Genomic DNA, 18665 nt, shown 5'->3' on the forward strand with positions numbered 1-18665 from the left:
CATTGGCGCCGGCCAGGCCTCTTTCCCTGTCGAGGATGTCATGAGTACAGCCATTGAATTGCCCATCACCATCAAGATGCATGAGGCGGATAACGTCGCCATCGTCGCCAATGCCGGTGGCCTGAAAGCTGGAACGCTGCTGGATAATGGCACGCGCCTGCTGGACGATGTGCCACTGGGCCACAAGGTGGCGCTGGTGGATATTGCCAGCGGCGACATCGTTGTGCGTTACGCCGAGGTTATCGGTTACGCCCTGGACGATATCGCACAGGGGCGCTGGATTAACGAGGACATGGTGAGAATGCCGGCGGCCCGGGCGCTGAATGAGTTGTCGATCGACCCCCGTCCGCTACCGGAAATGCCGCCGCTGGAGGGGTATACCTTTGAAGGCTACCGCAATGCCGATGGCACGGTGGGCACCAAAAACGTGCTGGCCATTTCAACCAGTGTGCAGTGTGTTGCCGGCGTTACGGATCATGTGGTGCGCCGTATCAAGGCAGAACTGCTGCCGCGCTTTCCCAACGTCGATGATGTTGTTGCGCTGAATCATACCTATGGCTGCGGTGTGGCGATTAACGCCCCGGCGGCAATCGTGCCGATTCGTACCCTGCAGAATATAGCCCGCAACCCCAATTTCGGTGGCGAAGTGATGGTGATCGGACTGGGCTGCGAGAAGCTGCTGCCGACCCGTCTGCTGCCGCAAGAGCAGGTCCTGCGGCTGGGGGAAAACGTCGCCCCAAGTGCAAAGGCCGCGCCTTCGCCGATCCTGAGTCTGCAGGACGACTCCTTTACCGGATTCGGCGAGATGGTGGACGGCATTCTGGAACTGGCCGAATACCACCTGGAGAAGCTGAACCGGCGGCGGCGTGAAACCTGTGCGGCGGCCGAACTGGTGGTCGGCATGCAGTGTGGCGGCAGTGATGCTTTTTCCGGTGTGACCGCCAATCCGGCACTGGGTTTTGCCGCCGACCTGATCGTGCGCGCCGGCGGCACCGTGATGTTCTCTGAAGTCACTGAAGTACGCGATGCGATTCATCTGCTGACCGCCCGAGCCAAGGACCGTTCCGTGGCTCAGGCGCTGGTGGACCAGATGGACTGGTACGACAACTACCTCAGCCAGGGGCAGGTTGATCGCAGCGCCAATACATCGCCGGGTAACAAGAAGGGGGGGCTGAGCAATATCGTTGAGAAAGCGCTCGGCTCCATCGTCAAGTCCGGCAGCTCGCCCATTGTAGACGTGGTGGAGCCGGGCGAGCGTATCCGCAAACGCGGCCTGAACTTTGCGGCCACACCGGCCAGCGACTTCATTTGCGGCACCTTGCAGCTGGCAGCCGGCATGAACCTGCAGGTCTTTACGACCGGTCGAGGCACGCCCTATGGCCTGTCGATGGCACCGGTTATCAAGGTGTCGACCAACAAGACCCTGAGTCGCCGCTGGCACGACCTGATCGATCTTGATGCCGGACGCATCGCGACCGGGGAAGCGACCATTGAGGATGTGGGCTGGGAGCTTTTTCGGCTGATCCTGGAGGTGGCCAGCGGTCGCCAGCAGGTGGCGGCCGACAGGCTGGGGCTGCACAACGATCTGGTGCTGTTTAACCCGGCACCGGTGACCTGATCGGGTCCTGTCTTGTACGGCCTGACGGGCTAATCCGGTGCGCGATGATGGTCGCAGTACTGCAGACAAATTAGCCAATCTAAGGCTTGCGTCTATAAAAGTATGATGTATGATGAATGATAACTAGGGCATGACTTTAATTGCCTGGTAAACGAAGCGAGCACCTGTCGGTGGCCCGCGATTGCCATTCACGCGATCCGGGGCGCCGGCGACCTTGTCGGGACAGTCTCCTAATGTGCTCAAGGCCGGGTTGCGGCATTAACGAAAGAGGAATAACAAAATGGCGTTTTCTGTAGAGCTTATTCGACAGTCCCTGAGCGATGGTCTGCTGTCTTTCCCGATTACCGACTTCGATGCCAATGGCGAATTTAACGCCGACACTTACCGTGATCGTATTGAATGGTTTGTTCAGCAGGGTGTATCCAGCGTGTTCGTCGCCGGTGGTACAGGGGAGTTTTTCTCGCTGTCCATGGATGAGTACAAGCAAATCTGCAAGATCGCCGTCGAAACGGTAGCGGGTCGCGTTCCCGTGATCGCCAGTGCCGGCAAGAGCATTCCGGAAGCACAGGCCTACTGCAAAGCGGCTGAAGAAGCCGGCATCGATGGCATCCTGCTGATGCCTCCGTACCTGACCGAGTGCCCGGCCGATGGCGTGGTTGAATACGCCAAGGCCGTGATCAACAGCACCTCGCTGCAGGTGGTTTACTACAACCGTGGCAATGGCATTCTCGATGCTGAAAGCGTCAAGACGCTGGCAGCAGCCTGCCCGAACATGGTTGGCCTGAAGGATGGCGTCGGCAACATTGCTGCGCTCAATGACACTATCAAGACCGTTGGCGACCGCCTGGTATACATCGGTGGCGTGCCGACCGCTGAAATATTTGCCGAAGCCTACCTGGCCATTGGCGTGAACACCTACTCCTCGGCGGTGTTCAACTTCATGCCGGAAATGGCGATGAAGTTCTACAGCGCGCTGCGTGGCGGCGATCAGGCCACCGTGACGCACATTATCAAGAATTTCTTCATTCCGTTCTGCCGTCTGCGCGACCGCAAGAAAGGTTATGCCGTCAGCCTGATCAAGTCGGGTGCCGACATTATCGGTCGTCCGTCCGGCGACGTGCGTGCACCGCTGACCATGCCCACTGCGGCAGAGAAGGAAGAGCTGGCTGCGATCATCAACGCCAACCGCTAAGCCGTATGCATCGGTCACCGGGTGACGTTGAAAAGACGCTCACCCGGCTGCAGGCTTCGAGATTGAGGATAGGTAATGTTTAGCAAAATCAAAAAGATGACAGTGGTTCCAGTGGCCGGTTACGACGGCTTCCTGCTGAATCTGAGTGGCGGACATGCTCCCTGGTTTATCCGTACCATCGTTATTCTTGAGGATGATGCCGGTCGCGTCGGGCTCGGCGAAGTCCCGGCCACCCAGGGTATCCTGAATACGCTTGAAAAGTGCCGCGAGCTGGTTGAAGGCCAGAGCGTAGGGCACTACAAGGCCATCATCAGCCGGGTGCGTCAGGCGACATCGGGCCAGGCCGAGGATGTACGGGGCAACCAGACCTTTGACCTGCGCATTGCGGTGCATGTGATCACGGCGATCGAGTCGGCGCTACTGGATCTGGCGGGGCAGAACATGGGGCTTCCGGTTGCTGATCTGCTGGGTCAGTTCGGCAAGCAGCGTGACGAAGTCGAGGCGCTGGGTTACCTGTTCCTGCTGGGCGATCCGAAGAAAACTGATCTTCCCTATCCGACCTGCGCCAACCCGCAGGACGACTGGGACCTGGTGCGTACCCAGGAGGCGCTGACGCCCGAGGCCGTCGCCAACCTCGCCAAGGCGGCGTATGCCCGTTACGGTTTCCGCGATTTCAAACTCAAGGGCGGCGTGCTGGACGGCCGGCAGGAAGCGGAATGTATCGCGGCCCTGTATGACGTTTTTCCTGATGCGCGCCTGACGCTGGATCCCAACGGTGCCTGGACGCTGAAACAGGCCGTGGACTACCTGACACCCATCAAGCACATGCTCAGCTATGCCGAAGATCCCTGTGGTCAGGAAGGTGCCTGGTCAGGCCGTGAAATCATGTCGGAATTCAAGCGCCAAACGGGCCTGAAGACCGCGACCAACATGATTGCCACCGACTGGCAGCAGCTGCGCAATGCCGTGCGACTGGATGCAGTTGATATTCCCCTGGCAGACTGCCACTTCTGGACCATGCAGGGTGCTGTCGCCGTAGGCGAACTGTGCAATGAGTGGGGCCTGACCTGGGGCTCGCACAGCAACAACCATTTTGACGTCTCCCTGGCGATGATGACGCATGTCGCTGCAGCTTGCCCTGGGGAGATCACTGCGATCGACACCCATTGGATCTGGCAGGATGGCCAGCGTATTACCCGGGAGCCGCTGAAGATCCGTGAAGGCAAGCTCAAGGTGCCGCAAAAGCCGGGTCTTGGCATTGAGCTGGATCGTGCGAAGCTTGAAGAAGCGCACAGGTTGTACAAGAGCCTCGATGTGGGCCAGCGGGATGATGCCATGGCCATGCAGTACCTGATTCCGGGCTGGCGTTTCGATGCCAAGAAACCGTCGCTTGTCCGTTAATGGATGAATCGGGGATAATGGGGCTATATTCTCATTCTAAATAATCTCGGACATTCACTTATGACCACTCAGAATCCAGCTGGCGGTACAGATTTGTTTCAGGTCGAACCTGTGCAAAAACGTGGCAGTTTGTCGAACCACGTGGCAAGTCAGCTGGAAAACATGCTCGCGCAGGGCAAGATCAGTGTGGGGCAGAAGCTGCCGACTGAAAATGCCCTGTGTGACATGTTCGGTGTGAGCCGTACGGTGATCCGTGAAGCCATTACGCAGTTAAAATCCCTCGGGTTGGTCGAAACCAAACGGGGCGTCGGGACGACGGTGCTGCGTAATTCGCCGGCTGAGACTTTCTATGCCCATGCGATTAATCCGACGGCGGTAGAGGATATTCTGCACATTCTCGAACTGCGTCTGGTGGTTGAAACTGCGGCCTGCGAGCTAGCGGCCATGCGCCGTGATGACGACGATATGCAGCGTATCGAAACCACGATGGAGGCCTTTCATCAGGCCCGCGTGGAACACAAGATGGCGCGCAAGGAAGATTACGACTTTCACCTGAGCATCGCGGCGGCCAGTAAAAACCCGTTCTTTAAAAGTTTCTATGAGCAGTTCAATAAAAACATTATTCCGCGCGCCAGTATTGTTGACAGCAATATCGATCAGGCGGCGTCGGAAGAGTATCTGGACCGAATTGAAAAAGAACATTCGGATATCGTCGCAGCGATAAAAACGCAAAATCCGGAGGCTGCTCGCCAGGCGATGCATCAGCATCTGTACCGGGCTTATCATTTGTATGAAAAATACAAAAGAAACAGTTCGTTTGATTGATAAATTACTGCTCTTCAGCAATTTATCTATGCCTGGAATCATTCAGGCATAGATGCTGTCTCATCGCTTTAACCCGCTGGGTTAATAGAAATTAGTTATTTCAAGGTTTCGGTTTTCGCTGAATGCGTTAGTCGGGGCCCCAATCTTTCATATTAATTGCAGAGGTTTTCATGCAGATTACAGGTGAAATGCTGATTGGCGCCCGCGCCGTTCGTGGCCAGGCCAAACCGATCCAGGGTATCAATCCAGCCACCGGCGAAACACTGTCACCGGCCTTCGCGGGCGGCGGGCAGGCCGAAGTCGATCAGGCCTGCACCCTGGCGGCACAGGCATTCGATACTTTTCGCGAATCCACGCTTGAAGCGCGTGCAGCCTTTATCGAGGCGATCGCCGAGAATATTCTCAACCTGGGCGACGCCCTGATCGAGCGGGCCATGGCCGAGTCGGGCCTGCCGCGGGCGCGCATCGAAGGTGAACGGGGCCGCACGATGGGTCAGCTGCGTCTGTTCGCCTCCGTGGTGCGCGCCGGCAACTGGCTGGACGTGCGCATCGACCCGGCCATGCCGGATCGTGCGCCCCTGCCCCGTGCCGACCTGCGTCTGCGCCAGATCCCGCTGGGACCTGTGGCGGTGTTCGGCGCCAGCAACTTTCCGCTGGCCTTCTCGGTCGCCGGTGGCGATACCGCTTCGGCCCTGGCGGCCGGCTGTCCGGTGGTGGTCAAGGCACACTCGGCACACCCGGGTACCTCTGAGCTGGTAGGGCGCGCCATTCAGCAGGCCGTGGCCGATGCCGGCCTGCCTGAAGGCGTGTTTTCGTTGCTGTTTGGTTCGGGCCGCGATGTCGGCGCCAACCTGGTGGCACATCCGGCGATCAAGGCGGTGGGCTTTACCGGCTCGCGCAATGGCGGTACTGCACTGATGAATATCGCCGCCAACCGTCCGGAGCCGATTCCGGTCTATGCCGAAATGAGCAGCATTAACCCGGTGTTCCTGATGCCGGCGGCGTTGCAGGCGCGCGGCGATGCCATTGCCAAGGGTTTTGTTGGCTCACTGGCGATGGGCGCCGGCCAGTTCTGCACCAACCCGGGCCTGGTCATCGCCGTTGAGGGTGCCGAGCTGGATCAGTTCCTGCAAACCGCGGCCACGGCGCTGGCTGATGTCGCTGCCCAAACCATGCTGACGCCGGGAATATATCAGGCCTACAGCGAGGGCGTGGCCCAGCTCAAGGGCAATGCCGGCGTGACTGCCGTGGCGGAAGGGATTGCGGGCCAGGGGCCGAACCAGTGCCAGGCCGGTCTCTATGTCACCAGTGCCGAAGCCTTCCTGGCGGATGAGCGTCTGTGCGACGAGGTCTTCGGTGCCAGTTCCCTGGTGATCAAGTGCCGTTCAATAGAAGAGTTTGCGCTGGTGGCCGAGCATCTCGAAGGGCAGCTCACCGCCACGCTGCAGCTGGATGAAGCCGATATCGAACAGGCCCGGGCGCTGCTGCCGGTGCTGGAGCGCAAGGCTGGCCGTATCCTGTGCAACGGTTACCCGACGGGCGTCGAAGTGTGCCATGCCATGGTACATGGCGGACCTTTCCCGGCGACCTCGGACAGCCGTACCACCTCGGTGGGCAGCGCGGCGATCCTGCGCTTCCTGCGCCCGGTCTGCTACCAGGACCTGCCGGCAGCGCTGCTGCCCGAAGCACTGCAGGACGCCAACCCGCTGGGTGTACGTCGACTGTTCGACGGCCGTAACGAAGGCTGAAGTGACGCCTGGCCGCCTGAACTAAACTGAACCGGTTCAAACGGGCAGGGCAGAACAGGCAGCTCTGGCTGCAATATGCCCACCCCGGCAGCCTTCAGTTATCGAAAAGCCTCGCATGTGCGGGGCTTTTTTGTCGGCGCTGTTTTGCCGTTAATATCCAGTGCGCTCTGCAGGCTATGTGGGCTGTGTATTCTCGTTAAGGTTCGTGCCAAGGATTGGATGTCCCCATGGAAAATCCCTTTGCAATTTTGAACCAGATTTTTGCCGTGACCGGTCCGGTTTTCATCATGGTGCTGGTGGGCATGCTGCTGAAAAAAACGCGGCTCATTGATGAAGCATTTATCAACACCGCCTCGGCCCTGACTTTCAAGGCCACCATGCCGACGCTGCTGTTCCTCGGTATTCTCAAGGCGGATCTGGACGAAGCGTTGCAGCCTGCACTGGTCGGCTACTTTTGCCTGGCAACGGCACTGAGCTTTTTTGGTGCATGGCTCTGGGCGCTGCGTGCTGTCAAACGCGAGGATCGGGGCATCTATGTGCAGGGTGCCTTTCGCGGCAATTGCGGTATCGTCAGCCTGGCCCTGGCCGCCAATCAGTATGGCGATTATGGCTTGTCGACCGGCGCGGTGATGTCCGGCATCGTGATTGTGCTGTTCAATATCCTCTCGACCCTGGTGCTGTCGGTATACAGTGCCGGTCACAGTGCGCAATTGCGACCGGTACTCAAGGGATTAGCGCGTAACCCGCTGATTCTCAGCGTAGTCGCGGGACTGCTGGCCTCGGTGCTGGAAGTCACATTGCCGAAATGGCTCATGGTGTCGGGGGAGTATTTTGGTTCTATGACGCTCCCCATCGCGCTGATCTGCGTCGGTGGTTCGCTGTCGCTCACGTCACTGCAGGTATCGGGCCGGACGGCGGTCAGTTCCAGTCTGATCAAGGTTCTGTGGATACCTCTGATCTTTACGGCGATCGCCTGGGCGCTGGGCTTTGAGGGGCGCGAACTCGGTATACTGTTCCTGTTCCTGGCCAGTCCGACGGCGGCGGTAAGCTTCGTGATGGCGCGGGCAATGGGAAGCGACGGCAGGCTTGCTGCCAGTATTATTGCGTTGTCGACTCTCATCTCGATCGTCACCATCATGCTGGGTCTCTTCCTGCTGCATTACGCCGCCCTTATCTGATCTGTACGACGTCCCGGTATCCCTGCGTCATCATTGGACCATTCTTTGAAAAAGATGGCCCAATGCTATTAACTTACCCCCTCTCCGCATTTTCTTTAATCCAAAAGAGTGGGTGCACGTACGTGAACGTGCTGGTTTTCGTGGGGTTCGTATTACCCTGCGGGCAATGGTGAAGCGTCTCTGCTTCATGTATTAACTTGCGGGTTGCTAACGCTGCCTTTTCCCTTCCGAAAAAATCCGGCGTGTGCGCGCATCTGCGCCCGCTTTATTGTCAGGTTAATGCGCCGATCAACGCCGTACCGGCGGTGTTGCTTCGGTTGCTGCTGTGCCGCTGACTGGTGGTGCAGGGCTTCCTGAATGGGGTGTTCTGGTTGTCGGCGCTGGATGCTGTCATGTCCTCTGGCTTATGTTTCTTGTTTAATTTGTCCTACAAATTGTTCGGTGTTTGCTGTGTGTCGTCATGCATGGTCTTTCTTCATATCTTATATATTAATATTACCTTTATATATCAATTACTTATTTGTTATTTGGGTGTTTTTTGGTCTTTTTTGGATGTCTTACCATTGCATCGATACTTGTATGATGTAGTATCTATCTGTGCTTGATGAATAGGCGCAACCCAACTAGGCCGGTACAGCGTACTTTAACGGGGTTTCGCGACAGAGACGGTAAGCAGTAGACGCTTGTTTTGATCTGTTACCGGTCATTTTTACGATGTGAATCACTTTCTCTGAATTCCCTTATGAAGATTTAAGAGGATCAGCATTTCCCGCATGACTATTTGAATCTCAGGCCATGTCGATCAGGCAATTCATGGTCTGCAAGAATTCATTCCATATAAAAATAACTGGGGGTTTTAAATGCAAAACGTTATAAAAACGATCATAGGCGTTTCACTGCTAGGCGCCGCAATCTCTTCGGCATACGCTGCCGGTGACCAGGATGTGCGTATAGTGCTGAACGAGGAGCTCGATGTCGTTGAGCCCTGCATGGCGGCCAGGTCCAATGTGGGCCGTGTGATACTGCAGAACGTCAACGAGACACTCACGGAATTCGATGCCCAGCAGGGCGGTCTCAAGCCGCGCCTGGCCACCGCCTGGGAGCAGCTTGATGAATCCACCTGGCGCTTCAAGCTGCGCGAGGGCGTCAAGTTTCACAACGGCGAAGAACTGGACGCCCGGGATGTCAAATTCTCCCTGGAGCGTACCGTTGACAAGTCGATGATCTGTGAAGTGGGCGTCAAGTATTTCGGCGGAACCGAGATGGCCATCAAGGTGGTCGACGATCAGACCCTGGAAGTGACGACCACGCCGGCACAGCCGATCCTGCCGCTGCTGTTTTCCACCGTGCCGATCGTGCCGGACAGCACGCCACGCAATGAGTTTACCCGCAGTCCTGTGGGCACAGGTCCTTACGAATTTGCACAGTGGAATGTGGGCCAGAACATTATCCTCAAACGCAGCAACAGCTACTGGGGCGAGCAGCCGGCGGTTGAGACCGCCACCTACCTGTTCCGCTCGGACTCCGCGGTTGCCGCGGCCATGGTCCAGACCGGCGAGGCGGACATAGTCCCCAACATCGCGGTACAGGACGCGACCAACAAGGATACCGACTTCAGCTATCCCAACTCGGAGACGGCCCGCCTGCGCATTGATGTTCAGGTCAGCCCGCTGGATGACCGTCGGGTGCGTGAAGCGCTGAACCTGGCTATTGACCGTGAGGCGCTGCGAGGCTCGATTCTCAGTGCGGACGTGATACCCGCGACCCAGCTGGTGGTGCCGACGACCAGTGGCTACAACAAGGACCTGAAAGTCTGGCCCTATGATCCCACGCGGGCCAAGAAACTGCTTGCAGCCGCCCGCGCGGATGGCGTCCCCGTGGATGCCGAGATCAAGATGATCGGGCGTACCAATATCTACCCCAACGCCACCGAACTGATGGAAGCCCTGATGGCCATGCTGCAGGATGCGGGCTTCAATGCGTCGATGCAGATGTACGACGTGGCGGAATGGAACGGTCTCTTTATCAAGCCGTTCCCCGAAGGCCGCAAACCGTCTGTGCTTCAGGCCCAGCACGATAATGCCAAGGGTGATGCGGTCTTCACGGCCTACGGCAAATACCACTCCCAGGGCGGGCAGAGCGTACTGAATAGCGCCCATGTGGACGAACTCATCGAACAGGCCACCTCCGCCTCCGGCGAGAACCGCGCCAGCCTCTGGCAGCAGCTGTTTGCCGAGGTCAATGGCAACATCATTGCCGATATCCCGCTGTTCCACATGGTCGGCTACACCCGCGTCAATCCGCGGCTCGTATTCGAACCGACCATCGCGACCAACAGCGAGCTGCAGCTTTCACAGATCTCGTTCAAGTAGATCCTCAGCCAGAAGGCGTGCCCGACCCGGGCACGCCTTCTGGCGACAATAAACAGCCGTTATGTCTCTCAATAGGCATGCATGAGGAGGTTATGCGATGAGTTCATTCATCGGAAGGCGCAGTCTGTCGAGCGGGATTTCTCTCATCGGGCTGATTGTGCTGATCTTTTTTCTCTCCCGCCTGACCGGCGATCCCACGGGCCTATACCTGCCGCTGGATGCCTCGCTGGAGGCGCGTGACAACTTTCGCGTTGTTCACGGTCTGAATGACCCGCTGATTCAACAGTTCGGTCGTTACGTGGCCGACATTCTGCAACTCGATTTCGGCGAGTCGATCCGCAAGGCGCGGCCCGCACTGGAGGTTGTGCTCGAAGCCTTTCCCTGGACCCTGTGGCTGGCCGCGGTCACCTTGTTCTGCGTGACCATTGCCGCCATCGTTATCGGGTCCCTGGCGGCCTTCAATGTCGGCGGCCCCTTTGACCGGCTGTCCGGGATGCTATCGCTGGCTGCCGCCAGTGCGCCGGATTTCTGGATAGCGATTCTCGGCATCTTCCTGTTTTCGGTCAACCTGGGCTGGGTGCCGACATCCGGTACTGGCACTGTCTGGCACTGGGTCCTGCCGGTGAGCGTGCTCTTTATCCGGCCCTTCGGACTGATCATGCAGGTGGTGCGCGGCTCCATGATCAATGCGCTCTCATCCGCCTACGTCAAGACGGCCCGTGCCAAGGGTGTAAAGGAACGCAGCATTATTTTCGTGCATGCGCTGCGCAACGCCATGCTGCCCGTTGTCACCGTGATCGGCGACCAGGCTGCCGGCATGCTCAACGGCGCCGTGGTGGTGGAAACCATTTTCGGCTTTCCGGGCATCGGCAAGCTGATGATCGATAGCATCCTGCAGCGGGATTTTACCGTGGTGCTGGCTGCGATCATGGTGACGGCGCTGGCCATCTTCCTTATGAATCTTCTGATCGACCTGCTCTATGCGGTGCTCGATCCCAGGATCAGGTACTGAGCCATGATTGCATCTACTCTCAAATGTGCGCGCAGTCCCGCTGAGGCACTGGCCCCGCCCCGGCATCCGTCCGTGGCTATGCTCAAGATGTTGTGGGCCGACAAGTTTGCACTGGCGGCGGCAATTTTCCTGCTGATTGCCCTGTTCTGTGCCATTTTTGGACCCAGTCTTATGGAGGAGGCGGCCACCAAACTGAACTTGCGTGATCGCAACGCACCGCCCTTCGACACGGAACGTGGCTGGATGTTTGTGCTCGGTGCCGATTCGCTGGGCCGCAGCATCCTGGCGCGGATCCTGGTGGCCTCTCAGAATACCCTGCTAATCGCCGCGGCTTCGGTTGCATTCGCCATGCTGGTGGGCGGTACCCTGGGACTGATTGCCGGTTATTCGGGGCGTCGCGTCAGCGATACCATCATGCGGCTGGCCGATGTGATCATGAGCTTTCCATCGCTGCTGCTGGCGGTGATCGTGCTCTACATGCTGGAACCCAGCATTCTGAACCTGGTGTTTGTGCTGGCCATTACCCGCATCCCGATCTACCTGCGCACCACCCGGGCCGAAGTGCTGGAAATCCGCGAGCGGATGTTCATCCAGGCGGCGCAGGTGATGGGGGCCTCATCGGCCCGGATCATCCTGCGGCACATGCTGCCCATCGTCATTCCCACCCTGGTGACCATAGGTACTCTGGACTTTGCGTTCGTGATGCTGGCCGAGTCGTCCCTGAGCTTCCTGGGCATTGGTATTCAACCGCCGGAAATTACCTGGGGTCTGATGATCGCGCAGGGACGGGCCTACCTGAACCAGGCCTGGTGGCTGGCTTTCTGGCCGGGTGTCGCGATTATTCTGACCACCATGTCGCTGAACCTGCTGTCGGGCTGGCTGCGCATCGCGCTGGATCCACTGCAGCGCTGGAGACTGGAAATGGGAGGAAACAACAATGCAAACTGAAACAGCGCATGTGCTCGAGGTAAAGGACCTGGCCGTCGAATTCCATACGGTGCAGGGGCGGGTAAAGGCGGTACGCGATGTCAGCTTTTATCTGGATCGCGGTGAAACCCTGGCGATACTGGGCGAGAGTGGTTCGGGCAAGAGTGTGTCGGCCTCTGCCATCATGAACCTGATCGACAGCCCTCCCGGTTATATCACCCAGGGATCGATCACCTACCGTGGACAGGATCTGCTGGGCATGACGGGGGCCGAGCGTCGTCGCATCAACGGTTGCAAGATTGCCATGATCTTTCAGGACCCGCTGGCGCACCTGAATCCGGTGTACCCGGTGGGCTGGCAGATCGCCGAGCTGATGCGGGCCCACGGCGTCGAAAAGGCCACCGCCAGTGCCCGGGCGCTGGAGCTGATGGAGCGCGTGGGGCTGCCGAACGCCAAAGCGCGCTTTGATGCCTACCCGCACCAGTTTTCCGGCGGACAGCGCCAGCGTCTGATGATTGCCATGGCGCTGGGGCTTGAGCCGGACATCCTGATTGCCGATGAGCCCACCACGGCGCTGGATGTTACGGTGCAGGCGCAGATCCTCGAACTGCTACAGAAACTCCAGGCGGAGACCGGCATGGGATTGCTGCTAATCACCCACGATCTGGGGGTGGTGGCGGATATCGCCGACCGGGTGGTGGTGATGAATAGTGGCGAAATCGTGGAAGCGGGCACGACCCGCGAGGTGTTCAAGCATCCGCGCCATGCCTACACTCAGAAGCTGATTGCGGCGGCACCCGGCAAGGGGGCATTGCACGCCGTTGAGCCGTCGCAGGACGGCAGCGCGCCGCTGCTGGAGGTGGAAAATGTCGTCAAGTATTATGGTGGACTCAAGGCCCTCAAGGGTGCCAGTTTCACGCTGATGCCCGGTGAAACCATTGCCATTGTCGGTGAATCCGGCTCTGGCAAGTCGACCCTGGCGCGCACGCTGTTACGCCTGGAAGAGCCGACGGAAGGTCGGGCGCTATACAAGGGCCGGGACCTGTTCGCGCTGTCGCCAAAAGAGCTGTTTGATATGCGGCGCGAAATTCAGATGGTGTTCCAGGATCCGACCCAGTCGCTGAATCCGCGCATGCGGGTGGAGCAGCTGATCTCCGAAGCCTGGGCCATTCATCGCGATCTGTTGCCCAGGGCGCAGTGGTCCGACCGGGTTGCCGAGCTTCTGCTGCAGGTGGGGCTATTACCCGAACACGCCCAGCGTTATCCGCACCAGTTTTCCGGTGGCCAGCGTCAGCGCATTGCTATCGCCCGGGCGCTGGCCATGAGCCCCGAACTGATTATCTGTGATGAAGCCGTATCGGCGCTGGATGTGTCGATTCAAGCACAGGTCATCGCCTTGCTGGATGAACTGCGCCGTACCTTCAACCTCTCCTATATCTTCATCGCGCATGATCTACCCGTAGTGCGCGACTTTGCCGATCGGGTCATTGTGATGCAGAACGGTGAAATTGTGGAAATGGGCACGGTGGAGCAGATCTTCAATCGCCCGCAGCAGGCCTATACCCGCGACCTGCTTGCCGCCGGCCTTGAAGCCGATCCGGATATCCAGTCCGCGCGACGTGCCGAGCGTGCTGCGCACGCTGCACTCAGTGCTGTCTGACACTGAATTGCCCCCTTAACCCGCAGTCATCCTGCGGTTCGTTGGAGAATGATGATGGAAAAGCCCGAAGTCCTGGTGGTATGGCCTAACCGGCCGGAGCAAATGAAGCAACTGGGCGAAACCTACCATCTGCACCGCCTTGACCAGGCGGCCGATCCCGAAGCGTTGCTGCAGCAGGTGGCGCCGCGTATCCGCGCGGTCGTGACATCCCACGGCGGTGGCCTGAAGCAAAGCCTGGTTGACCGCCTGCCCAATCTGGAGATCGTGGCCTCATCCGGTGTGGGGATCGATACCCTGTGCATTGATGCCTGCCATGCGCGTGGTATTCCGGTCACCCATACGCCCGGCGTACTGACCGAAGATGTCGCCGACATGGGGATGCTGTTGCTGCTCGCCACGGTGCGCCGTCTGGTACAGGGGGAACGCTGGGTGCGTGATGGTCATTGGCAAAGCAAGGGCATGATGCCGCTGAACACCGCCATTCGGGGCAAGAAACTTGGCATTGTCGGCTTTGGCCGTATCGGCAAGGCGGTGGCCCTGCGTGCCGAAGCCTTCGGCCTGGACATCTCCTATTATGGCCGGCGTCCGCAGCTGGGCATAACCTATCCGTATTACAGCGACCTGACTGACCTGGCGCGGGATGTGGATATTCTGCTGCTGGCATTGCCAGGTGGTGATGAAACCCGGGGCCTGATCGACGGCGCCGTGCTGCAGGCCCTGGGGCCCAGCGGCTACCTGATTAATGTGGCGAGGGGGTCGGTGGTCGAGGAGCCGGCGCTGGTGACGGCGCTGCAGCAGGGCACCATCGCGGGTGCCGGGCTGGATGTCTTTGTCGATGAACCCCGGGTGCCGGCGGCACTGCTCGATATGGAGAACGTGGTGCTGCAGCCGCACTGTTCCAGCGGCACGGTCGAAACCCGGGGCGCCATGGCACAGCTGGTTGTGGATAACCTGGCCGCGCACTTTGCCGGCCGCGCCTTGCTGACACCCGTAGCGCGGTCTGCGTGACCGAGGAGACTGCCAAACGGCGAGGGAGGCTGGGGTATGGATGCGGGCACACTGATGTTTTCCCCCTGGCTGCTGCTGGCGATCTTCGTGATCGTCACCCTGGGCACTGTCGTGCAATCGGGGCTGGGTATGGGCTTTGGCCTGGTGGCAGCACCGTTGCTGGCGCTGATCGATCCGGTACTGGTGCCGGTACCGGCCCTCTTCATGGGCATGCTGACCTCGGTCTGGGCCGCATTGCACGAACGTCCCTCCATCCGCTGGAACGAGGTCGGGGTTGGGGTGGCCGGGCGCTTTACCGGCGTGCTGGCGGCCACCCTGGTGCTGGCCAGCATGGCCGATCCGAAATTCTTCATGCTGGTATTTGGCATGCTGATCGTGATGGCGCTGTTGCTGTCGCTCAGTGGCTGGCAACTGGCGTTCAGTCGCCGGGCCCTGTTTGGTATGGCGAACCTGTCGGGTTTCATGGCTACCATCACCTCTGTTGGGGCCCCGCCCATGGCGTTGCTGTACCAGGGCCGGCCGGCGGGGGAGGCGCGTCCGACACTGTCAGCCTTTTTTGCCCTTGGGGGGGTGGTCTCGCTGGCCGGGCTCTATCTCAGTGGCTGGGCGGGACTGCGGGAAACCCAGGCCGCTGCCATGCTGTTGCCGCCCATGCTGCTGGGACTCTATATCGCGCGGCGGCTCAAGGGGCGCTTTGACAGCCGCTATCGCGCCGCGCTGCTGCTGATGTCGGGCTTTGCGGCCCTGCTGCTTATTTTCCGGGGACTCAGCTGAGTGCGGCCACGGTGTCCCCGGTATATCGAATGAAACGTCACTGACTCTTGCATGAATTCGAGGTGAGAAATGCATCAACCCACACTACTGCAAATGGGGCCCCTGACCGACGCCTTCAATGATCGGTTGAGCGCGCTCCATGCAACACACCGCATCTGGGAACAGCCGGACCGCGAAGCCTTTCTGCGCGAAATCGGACCCCAGGTTGACATCATCGTGACCTCGGGCCGCTATGGCTGCAGCGCCGATGTCATGGCCGCTTTGCCCAATCTCAAGGCCATCATTAGCTTTGGTGTGGGCTATGACCCGATCGATATCGATGCGGCCCGGGCCCGCAATATCCGCGTCAGCAACACGCCGGACGTACTCAATGACTGCGTGGCCGATCTGGCCATGGGGCTGATGATCGCGTCGGCCCGGCGCATTGCCCAGGGCGATCGCTTTGTGCGCGACGGGCTCTGGGGGCTGCAGCCGTTTCCACTGGGAAGCCGGGTCAGTGGCAAGCGGCTCGGCATTCTGGGCCTGGGCCGTATCGGCAAGTGCGTGGCCCGGCGGGCGTCCGGCTTTGACATGGATATCCGCTACCACAACCGCCGGCCGGACCCCACGGTCAGTTTCGGTTATGAGGCGTCGCTGGTGGAGCTGGCACAATGGGCGGATTACCTGGTGCTGACCTGTGTAGGCGGGCCGTCGACGCAGGGCCTGGTCAACAGCGAGGTGCTGGCAGCGCTCGGCCCCAAGGGGACCCTGATCAACGTCGCCCGCGGCTCGGTGGTGGATCAGCCGGCGCTGGTGGAGCTGCTGCTGGAAGGGCGCCTCGGTGGCGCCGCGCTGGATGTGTTTGCCGAGGAGCCGCAGGTACCGGCCGAGCTGCTGGAGCTGCCTCAGCTGGTGCTGTTGCCCCATGTCGGCAGCGGTACCCATGAAACCCGCCGGCAGATGGAAGAGCTGGTGTTTGAAAACCTGGCGACCTTTATCAGCCGTGGCGAGCTGGTGACGCCGGTCCTGTGAGGGCTGTTTGCCAGCCAGACGAATCTACCCGGAACTGTGGATGCATAGAATGCTAAGAATTCAGTTGGATGAGTTGCAACGGACGATCGAACAGGCTCTTCTGCGGGCGGGTCTCGGTCCGCAACAGGCGCTACAGTGTGCTCGGGTGCATGCATCCAGCAGCTGCGATGGTGTCAATTCACACGGCTTGAACCGTGTGCCACGCTTTATTGAGTACGTGGACAAGGGCTGGATTGATATTGCCGCCGAGTCGACCCTGGTCAGTGCGCTGGGGGCTATCGAGGTCTACGATGGCCACCAGGGCATCGGCGTGACCAATGCGCTTTTTGCCACGGAGCGTGCCATGGAAATGGCCAGGGTTCAGGGTGTTGGTATCGTCGCGCTGCGCAATACGACCCACTGGATGCGTGGTGGCAGCTACGGCTGGCACGCCGCCCAGCAGGGCTTTGCATCCATCTGCTGGACCAATACCGAGTCCTGTATGCCGGCCTGGGGCGCGGCGGATTGCCGGATCGGCAACAACCCGCTGGTGATCGCCGTACCCCGTACCGAGGGGCCGCTGGTGCTGGACATGGCGATGTCCCAGTACTCCTACGGCAAGCTGCAAACTACCCGGCTGCAGGGGCAGCCGCTCGCCTATGACGGTGGCTATGACAGCGAGGGGCGCCTGACACGTGATCCGGGGGCCATCGAGGCTTCGCGGCGAATTCTGCCTACCGGCTACTGGAAGGGCTCCGGGCTGAGCATCATGCTGGATGCCATGGCGGCATTGCTGTCCCAGGGACTGGCAACCAATCAGATCGATGAGATCAAACAGGGTAGTGGCACGGGCGCGAGCCAGGTGTTCATGCTGTTCGATCCGCGCCAGCTTGGCGGTGCCGCCGTGGCAGACCAGATCGCCAACAGTGTGGCGGACTATGTGCAGGCATCGGAACCCGCCGAGGCGGACAGCAGGGTAATGTACCCGGGGGCCTCCACCTGGCAGCGCCGCGAAGACAACCGGCAACGTGGGGTGCCGGTGGACGAGGATATCTGGGAACAGGTACAGGCGCTGGCACGGGGGGATTGACGGGGTTGGCCTGGGTGGGGGTGCAACGTGGCGTCCCTTCCACCAGGGCGTAGCGCTCTTTATATCCCTGCCGCTGACAACTCAGAGCAGGGGGCTTTCCTTCTCCTGAGATAGCAGATGTTTCACGCGCAATCGGCTGTTGATCAGATGCATCCGCATGGCCGTGCGGGCGCCGTCGGCATCCTGTCGGCTAATCGCATTGCAAATGTCTTTGTGTTCCTGTTCGAGGCGAAGCAGCAGGGAGGCGCGTGCCGCATCGCTGAGCCGCGCCTGGCGAAATCGGTTGCGTGGAATCAGTGCCTTTCCCAGGTGGGCGATAAACTCCTTGAAATAGCGGTTCCCGGTCGCTTCCGCTATCAGCTGATGGAAGCGGAAGTCGTGCGCCGTATTGTCCTCGCCTTTCACCAGGGCATCCAGAAACGCCTCGTTCACTTTTTGCAGTTCAGCCATCTGTTCCGGTGTGCGATTGAGCGCCGCCATGGCTGCCGACTCTGATTCGAGGCAGATCCGCAGCTCGATCATTTGCAGCACTTCCTGGGCGGTATTGACCAGTTCCGGATCGGCCAGGTCGAGCCTGTCGGAGGGTGGTTCGGTGACAAAGGTACCGGCGCCCCGGCGTCTTTCGATCATTCCTCTTGCCTGTAATTGCGAGAATGCTTCGCGCACCACGCTTCTGCTGATGCCGTGCTGACGACCGATCTCGCTTTCCGTTGGCAACTGGTCGCCCGCCAGGTATTGCCCGTCTCGAATCTGGTCGCTCAGCAGTTTGACAAGATGCTGGCTGAGACTGGCGGGGCGTTGGGGCGTGGTGGTCGTTGTTTTGTTCATGGTGTCCTGAAGGTTGAAGCCTGCGTGGCAAAGTGATCCAGC

Annotated in this window: 15 protein-coding genes; 14 read left to right on the forward strand and 1 reads right to left on the reverse strand. The window is 59.6% G+C overall.

Translation table 11 applies throughout. The annotated features are described in order from the left end of the window. Positions 1 to 40: 40 nt before the first annotated feature. The 14 genes from garD (at position 41) to yiaK (ending at position 17795) form a co-directional block, all read left to right on the forward strand. Positions 41 to 1618, forward strand: coding sequence for a galactarate dehydratase (garD, locus tag F451_RS0106795; protein WP_020680603.1), 1578 nt, complete (start codon positions 41 to 43; stop codon positions 1616 to 1618). Positions 1619 to 1898: 280 nt separating this feature from the next. Further along, entirely contained in the window at positions 1899 to 2810 is a 912-nt protein-coding gene (kdgD, locus tag F451_RS0106800; RefSeq protein WP_020680604.1) for a 5-dehydro-4-deoxyglucarate dehydratase, read from the forward strand. Between the two features lie 75 nt (positions 2811 to 2885). After that, entirely contained in the window at positions 2886 to 4211 is a 1326-nt protein-coding gene (locus tag F451_RS0106805) for an enolase C-terminal domain-like protein (protein ID WP_020680605.1), read from the forward strand. A gap of 60 nt (positions 4212 to 4271) precedes the next feature. Next, complete coding sequence (locus F451_RS0106810; RefSeq protein WP_026291565.1) at positions 4272 to 5036, forward strand: FadR/GntR family transcriptional regulator; 765 nt, start codon at positions 4272 to 4274, stop codon at positions 5034 to 5036. Positions 5037 to 5206: 170 nt separating this feature from the next. Continuing rightward, on the forward strand, positions 5207 to 6784 hold the full coding sequence (locus tag F451_RS0106815; protein ID WP_020680607.1) for an aldehyde dehydrogenase (NADP(+)): 1578 nt from the start codon (positions 5207 to 5209) through the stop codon (positions 6782 to 6784). A gap of 227 nt (positions 6785 to 7011) precedes the next feature. Then, positions 7012 to 7962 (forward strand): AEC family transporter, encoded by a 951-nt coding sequence (locus F451_RS0106820; protein ID WP_020680608.1) that lies wholly within the window; start codon positions 7012 to 7014, stop codon positions 7960 to 7962. 860 nt (positions 7963 to 8822) lie between these two features. Further along, positions 8823 to 10334 carry an ABC transporter substrate-binding protein gene (locus tag F451_RS0106825; RefSeq protein ID WP_026291566.1) on the forward strand — a complete coding sequence of 504 codons (1512 nt, stop codon included), beginning with the start codon at positions 8823 to 8825 and terminating at the stop codon, positions 10332 to 10334. 97 nt (positions 10335 to 10431) lie between these two features. After that, the gene (locus tag F451_RS0106830; RefSeq protein WP_020680610.1) at positions 10432 to 11346 is read left to right on the forward strand and encodes an ABC transporter permease; all 915 of its coding nucleotides are present in this window, start codon (positions 10432 to 10434) and stop codon (positions 11344 to 11346) included. Between the two features lie 3 nt (positions 11347 to 11349). Continuing rightward, the gene (locus F451_RS0106835) at positions 11350 to 12294 is read left to right on the forward strand and encodes an ABC transporter permease (protein WP_205623978.1); all 945 of its coding nucleotides are present in this window, start codon (positions 11350 to 11352) and stop codon (positions 12292 to 12294) included. After that, the gene (locus F451_RS0106840; RefSeq protein WP_020680612.1) at positions 12284 to 13933 is read left to right on the forward strand and encodes an ABC transporter ATP-binding protein; all 1650 of its coding nucleotides are present in this window, start codon (positions 12284 to 12286) and stop codon (positions 13931 to 13933) included. The genes F451_RS0106835 and F451_RS0106840 overlap by 11 nt, the downstream gene beginning before the upstream one ends. A gap of 54 nt (positions 13934 to 13987) precedes the next feature. Continuing rightward, a complete protein-coding gene (locus F451_RS0106845) occupies positions 13988 to 14941 on the forward strand; it encodes a 2-hydroxyacid dehydrogenase (protein WP_020680613.1) in 954 nt (317 codons plus the stop codon). Positions 14942 to 14977: 36 nt separating this feature from the next. Beyond that, entirely contained in the window at positions 14978 to 15715 is a 738-nt protein-coding gene (locus tag F451_RS24975; RefSeq protein WP_020680614.1) for a sulfite exporter TauE/SafE family protein, read from the forward strand. 69 nt (positions 15716 to 15784) lie between these two features. Beyond that, a complete protein-coding gene (locus F451_RS0106855; RefSeq protein ID WP_026291569.1) occupies positions 15785 to 16726 on the forward strand; it encodes a 2-hydroxyacid dehydrogenase in 942 nt (313 codons plus the stop codon). A gap of 49 nt (positions 16727 to 16775) precedes the next feature. Then, the gene (gene yiaK / locus F451_RS0106860; protein WP_026291570.1) at positions 16776 to 17795 is read left to right on the forward strand and encodes a 3-dehydro-L-gulonate 2-dehydrogenase; all 1020 of its coding nucleotides are present in this window, start codon (positions 16776 to 16778) and stop codon (positions 17793 to 17795) included. A gap of 81 nt (positions 17796 to 17876) precedes the next feature. On the opposite strand, the gene F451_RS0106865 is transcribed toward yiaK, so the two are convergent. Further along, positions 17877 to 18623: a FadR/GntR family transcriptional regulator gene (locus tag F451_RS0106865; protein ID WP_020680617.1), complete on the reverse strand. Its 747-nt coding sequence runs from the start codon at positions 18621 to 18623 to the stop codon at positions 17877 to 17879. Positions 18624 to 18665 lie beyond the last annotated feature (42 nt).

The organism is Marinobacterium rhizophilum DSM 18822 (genome assembly GCF_000378045.1).
Lineage (GTDB): Bacteria > Pseudomonadota > Gammaproteobacteria > Pseudomonadales > Balneatricaceae > Marinobacterium_A > Marinobacterium_A rhizophilum.

What these genes read in the sequence shown, in the direction of transcription:
- garD (WP_020680603.1), top strand. Translation starts at nt 41, where the DNA reads ATGAGTACAGCCATTGAATTGCCCATCACCATCAAGATGCATGAGGCG.
- F451_RS0106840 (WP_020680612.1), top strand. Translation starts at nt 12,284, where the DNA reads ATGCAAACTGAAACAGCGCATGTGCTCGAGGTAAAGGACCTGGCCGTC.
- F451_RS0106815 (WP_020680607.1), top strand. Translation starts at nt 5,207, where the DNA reads ATGCAGATTACAGGTGAAATGCTGATTGGCGCCCGCGCCGTTCGTGGC.
- F451_RS0106820 (WP_020680608.1), top strand. Translation starts at nt 7,012, where the DNA reads ATGGAAAATCCCTTTGCAATTTTGAACCAGATTTTTGCCGTGACCGGT.
- kdgD (WP_020680604.1), top strand. Translation starts at nt 1,899, where the DNA reads ATGGCGTTTTCTGTAGAGCTTATTCGACAGTCCCTGAGCGATGGTCTG.
- F451_RS0106810 (WP_026291565.1), top strand. Translation starts at nt 4,272, where the DNA reads ATGACCACTCAGAATCCAGCTGGCGGTACAGATTTGTTTCAGGTCGAA.
- yiaK (WP_026291570.1), top strand. Translation starts at nt 16,776, where the DNA reads ATGCTAAGAATTCAGTTGGATGAGTTGCAACGGACGATCGAACAGGCT.
- F451_RS24975 (WP_020680614.1), top strand. Translation starts at nt 14,978, where the DNA reads ATGGATGCGGGCACACTGATGTTTTCCCCCTGGCTGCTGCTGGCGATC.
- F451_RS0106835 (WP_205623978.1), top strand. Translation starts at nt 11,350, where the DNA reads ATGATTGCATCTACTCTCAAATGTGCGCGCAGTCCCGCTGAGGCACTG.
- F451_RS0106825 (WP_026291566.1), top strand. Translation starts at nt 8,823, where the DNA reads ATGCAAAACGTTATAAAAACGATCATAGGCGTTTCACTGCTAGGCGCC.
- F451_RS0106845 (WP_020680613.1), top strand. Translation starts at nt 13,988, where the DNA reads ATGGAAAAGCCCGAAGTCCTGGTGGTATGGCCTAACCGGCCGGAGCAA.
- F451_RS0106830 (WP_020680610.1), top strand. Translation starts at nt 10,432, where the DNA reads ATGAGTTCATTCATCGGAAGGCGCAGTCTGTCGAGCGGGATTTCTCTC.
- F451_RS0106865 (WP_020680617.1), bottom strand. Translation starts at nt 18,623, where the DNA reads ATGAACAAAACAACGACCACCACGCCCCAACGCCCCGCCAGTCTCAGC.
- F451_RS0106855 (WP_026291569.1), top strand. Translation starts at nt 15,785, where the DNA reads ATGCATCAACCCACACTACTGCAAATGGGGCCCCTGACCGACGCCTTC.
- F451_RS0106805 (WP_020680605.1), top strand. Translation starts at nt 2,886, where the DNA reads ATGTTTAGCAAAATCAAAAAGATGACAGTGGTTCCAGTGGCCGGTTAC.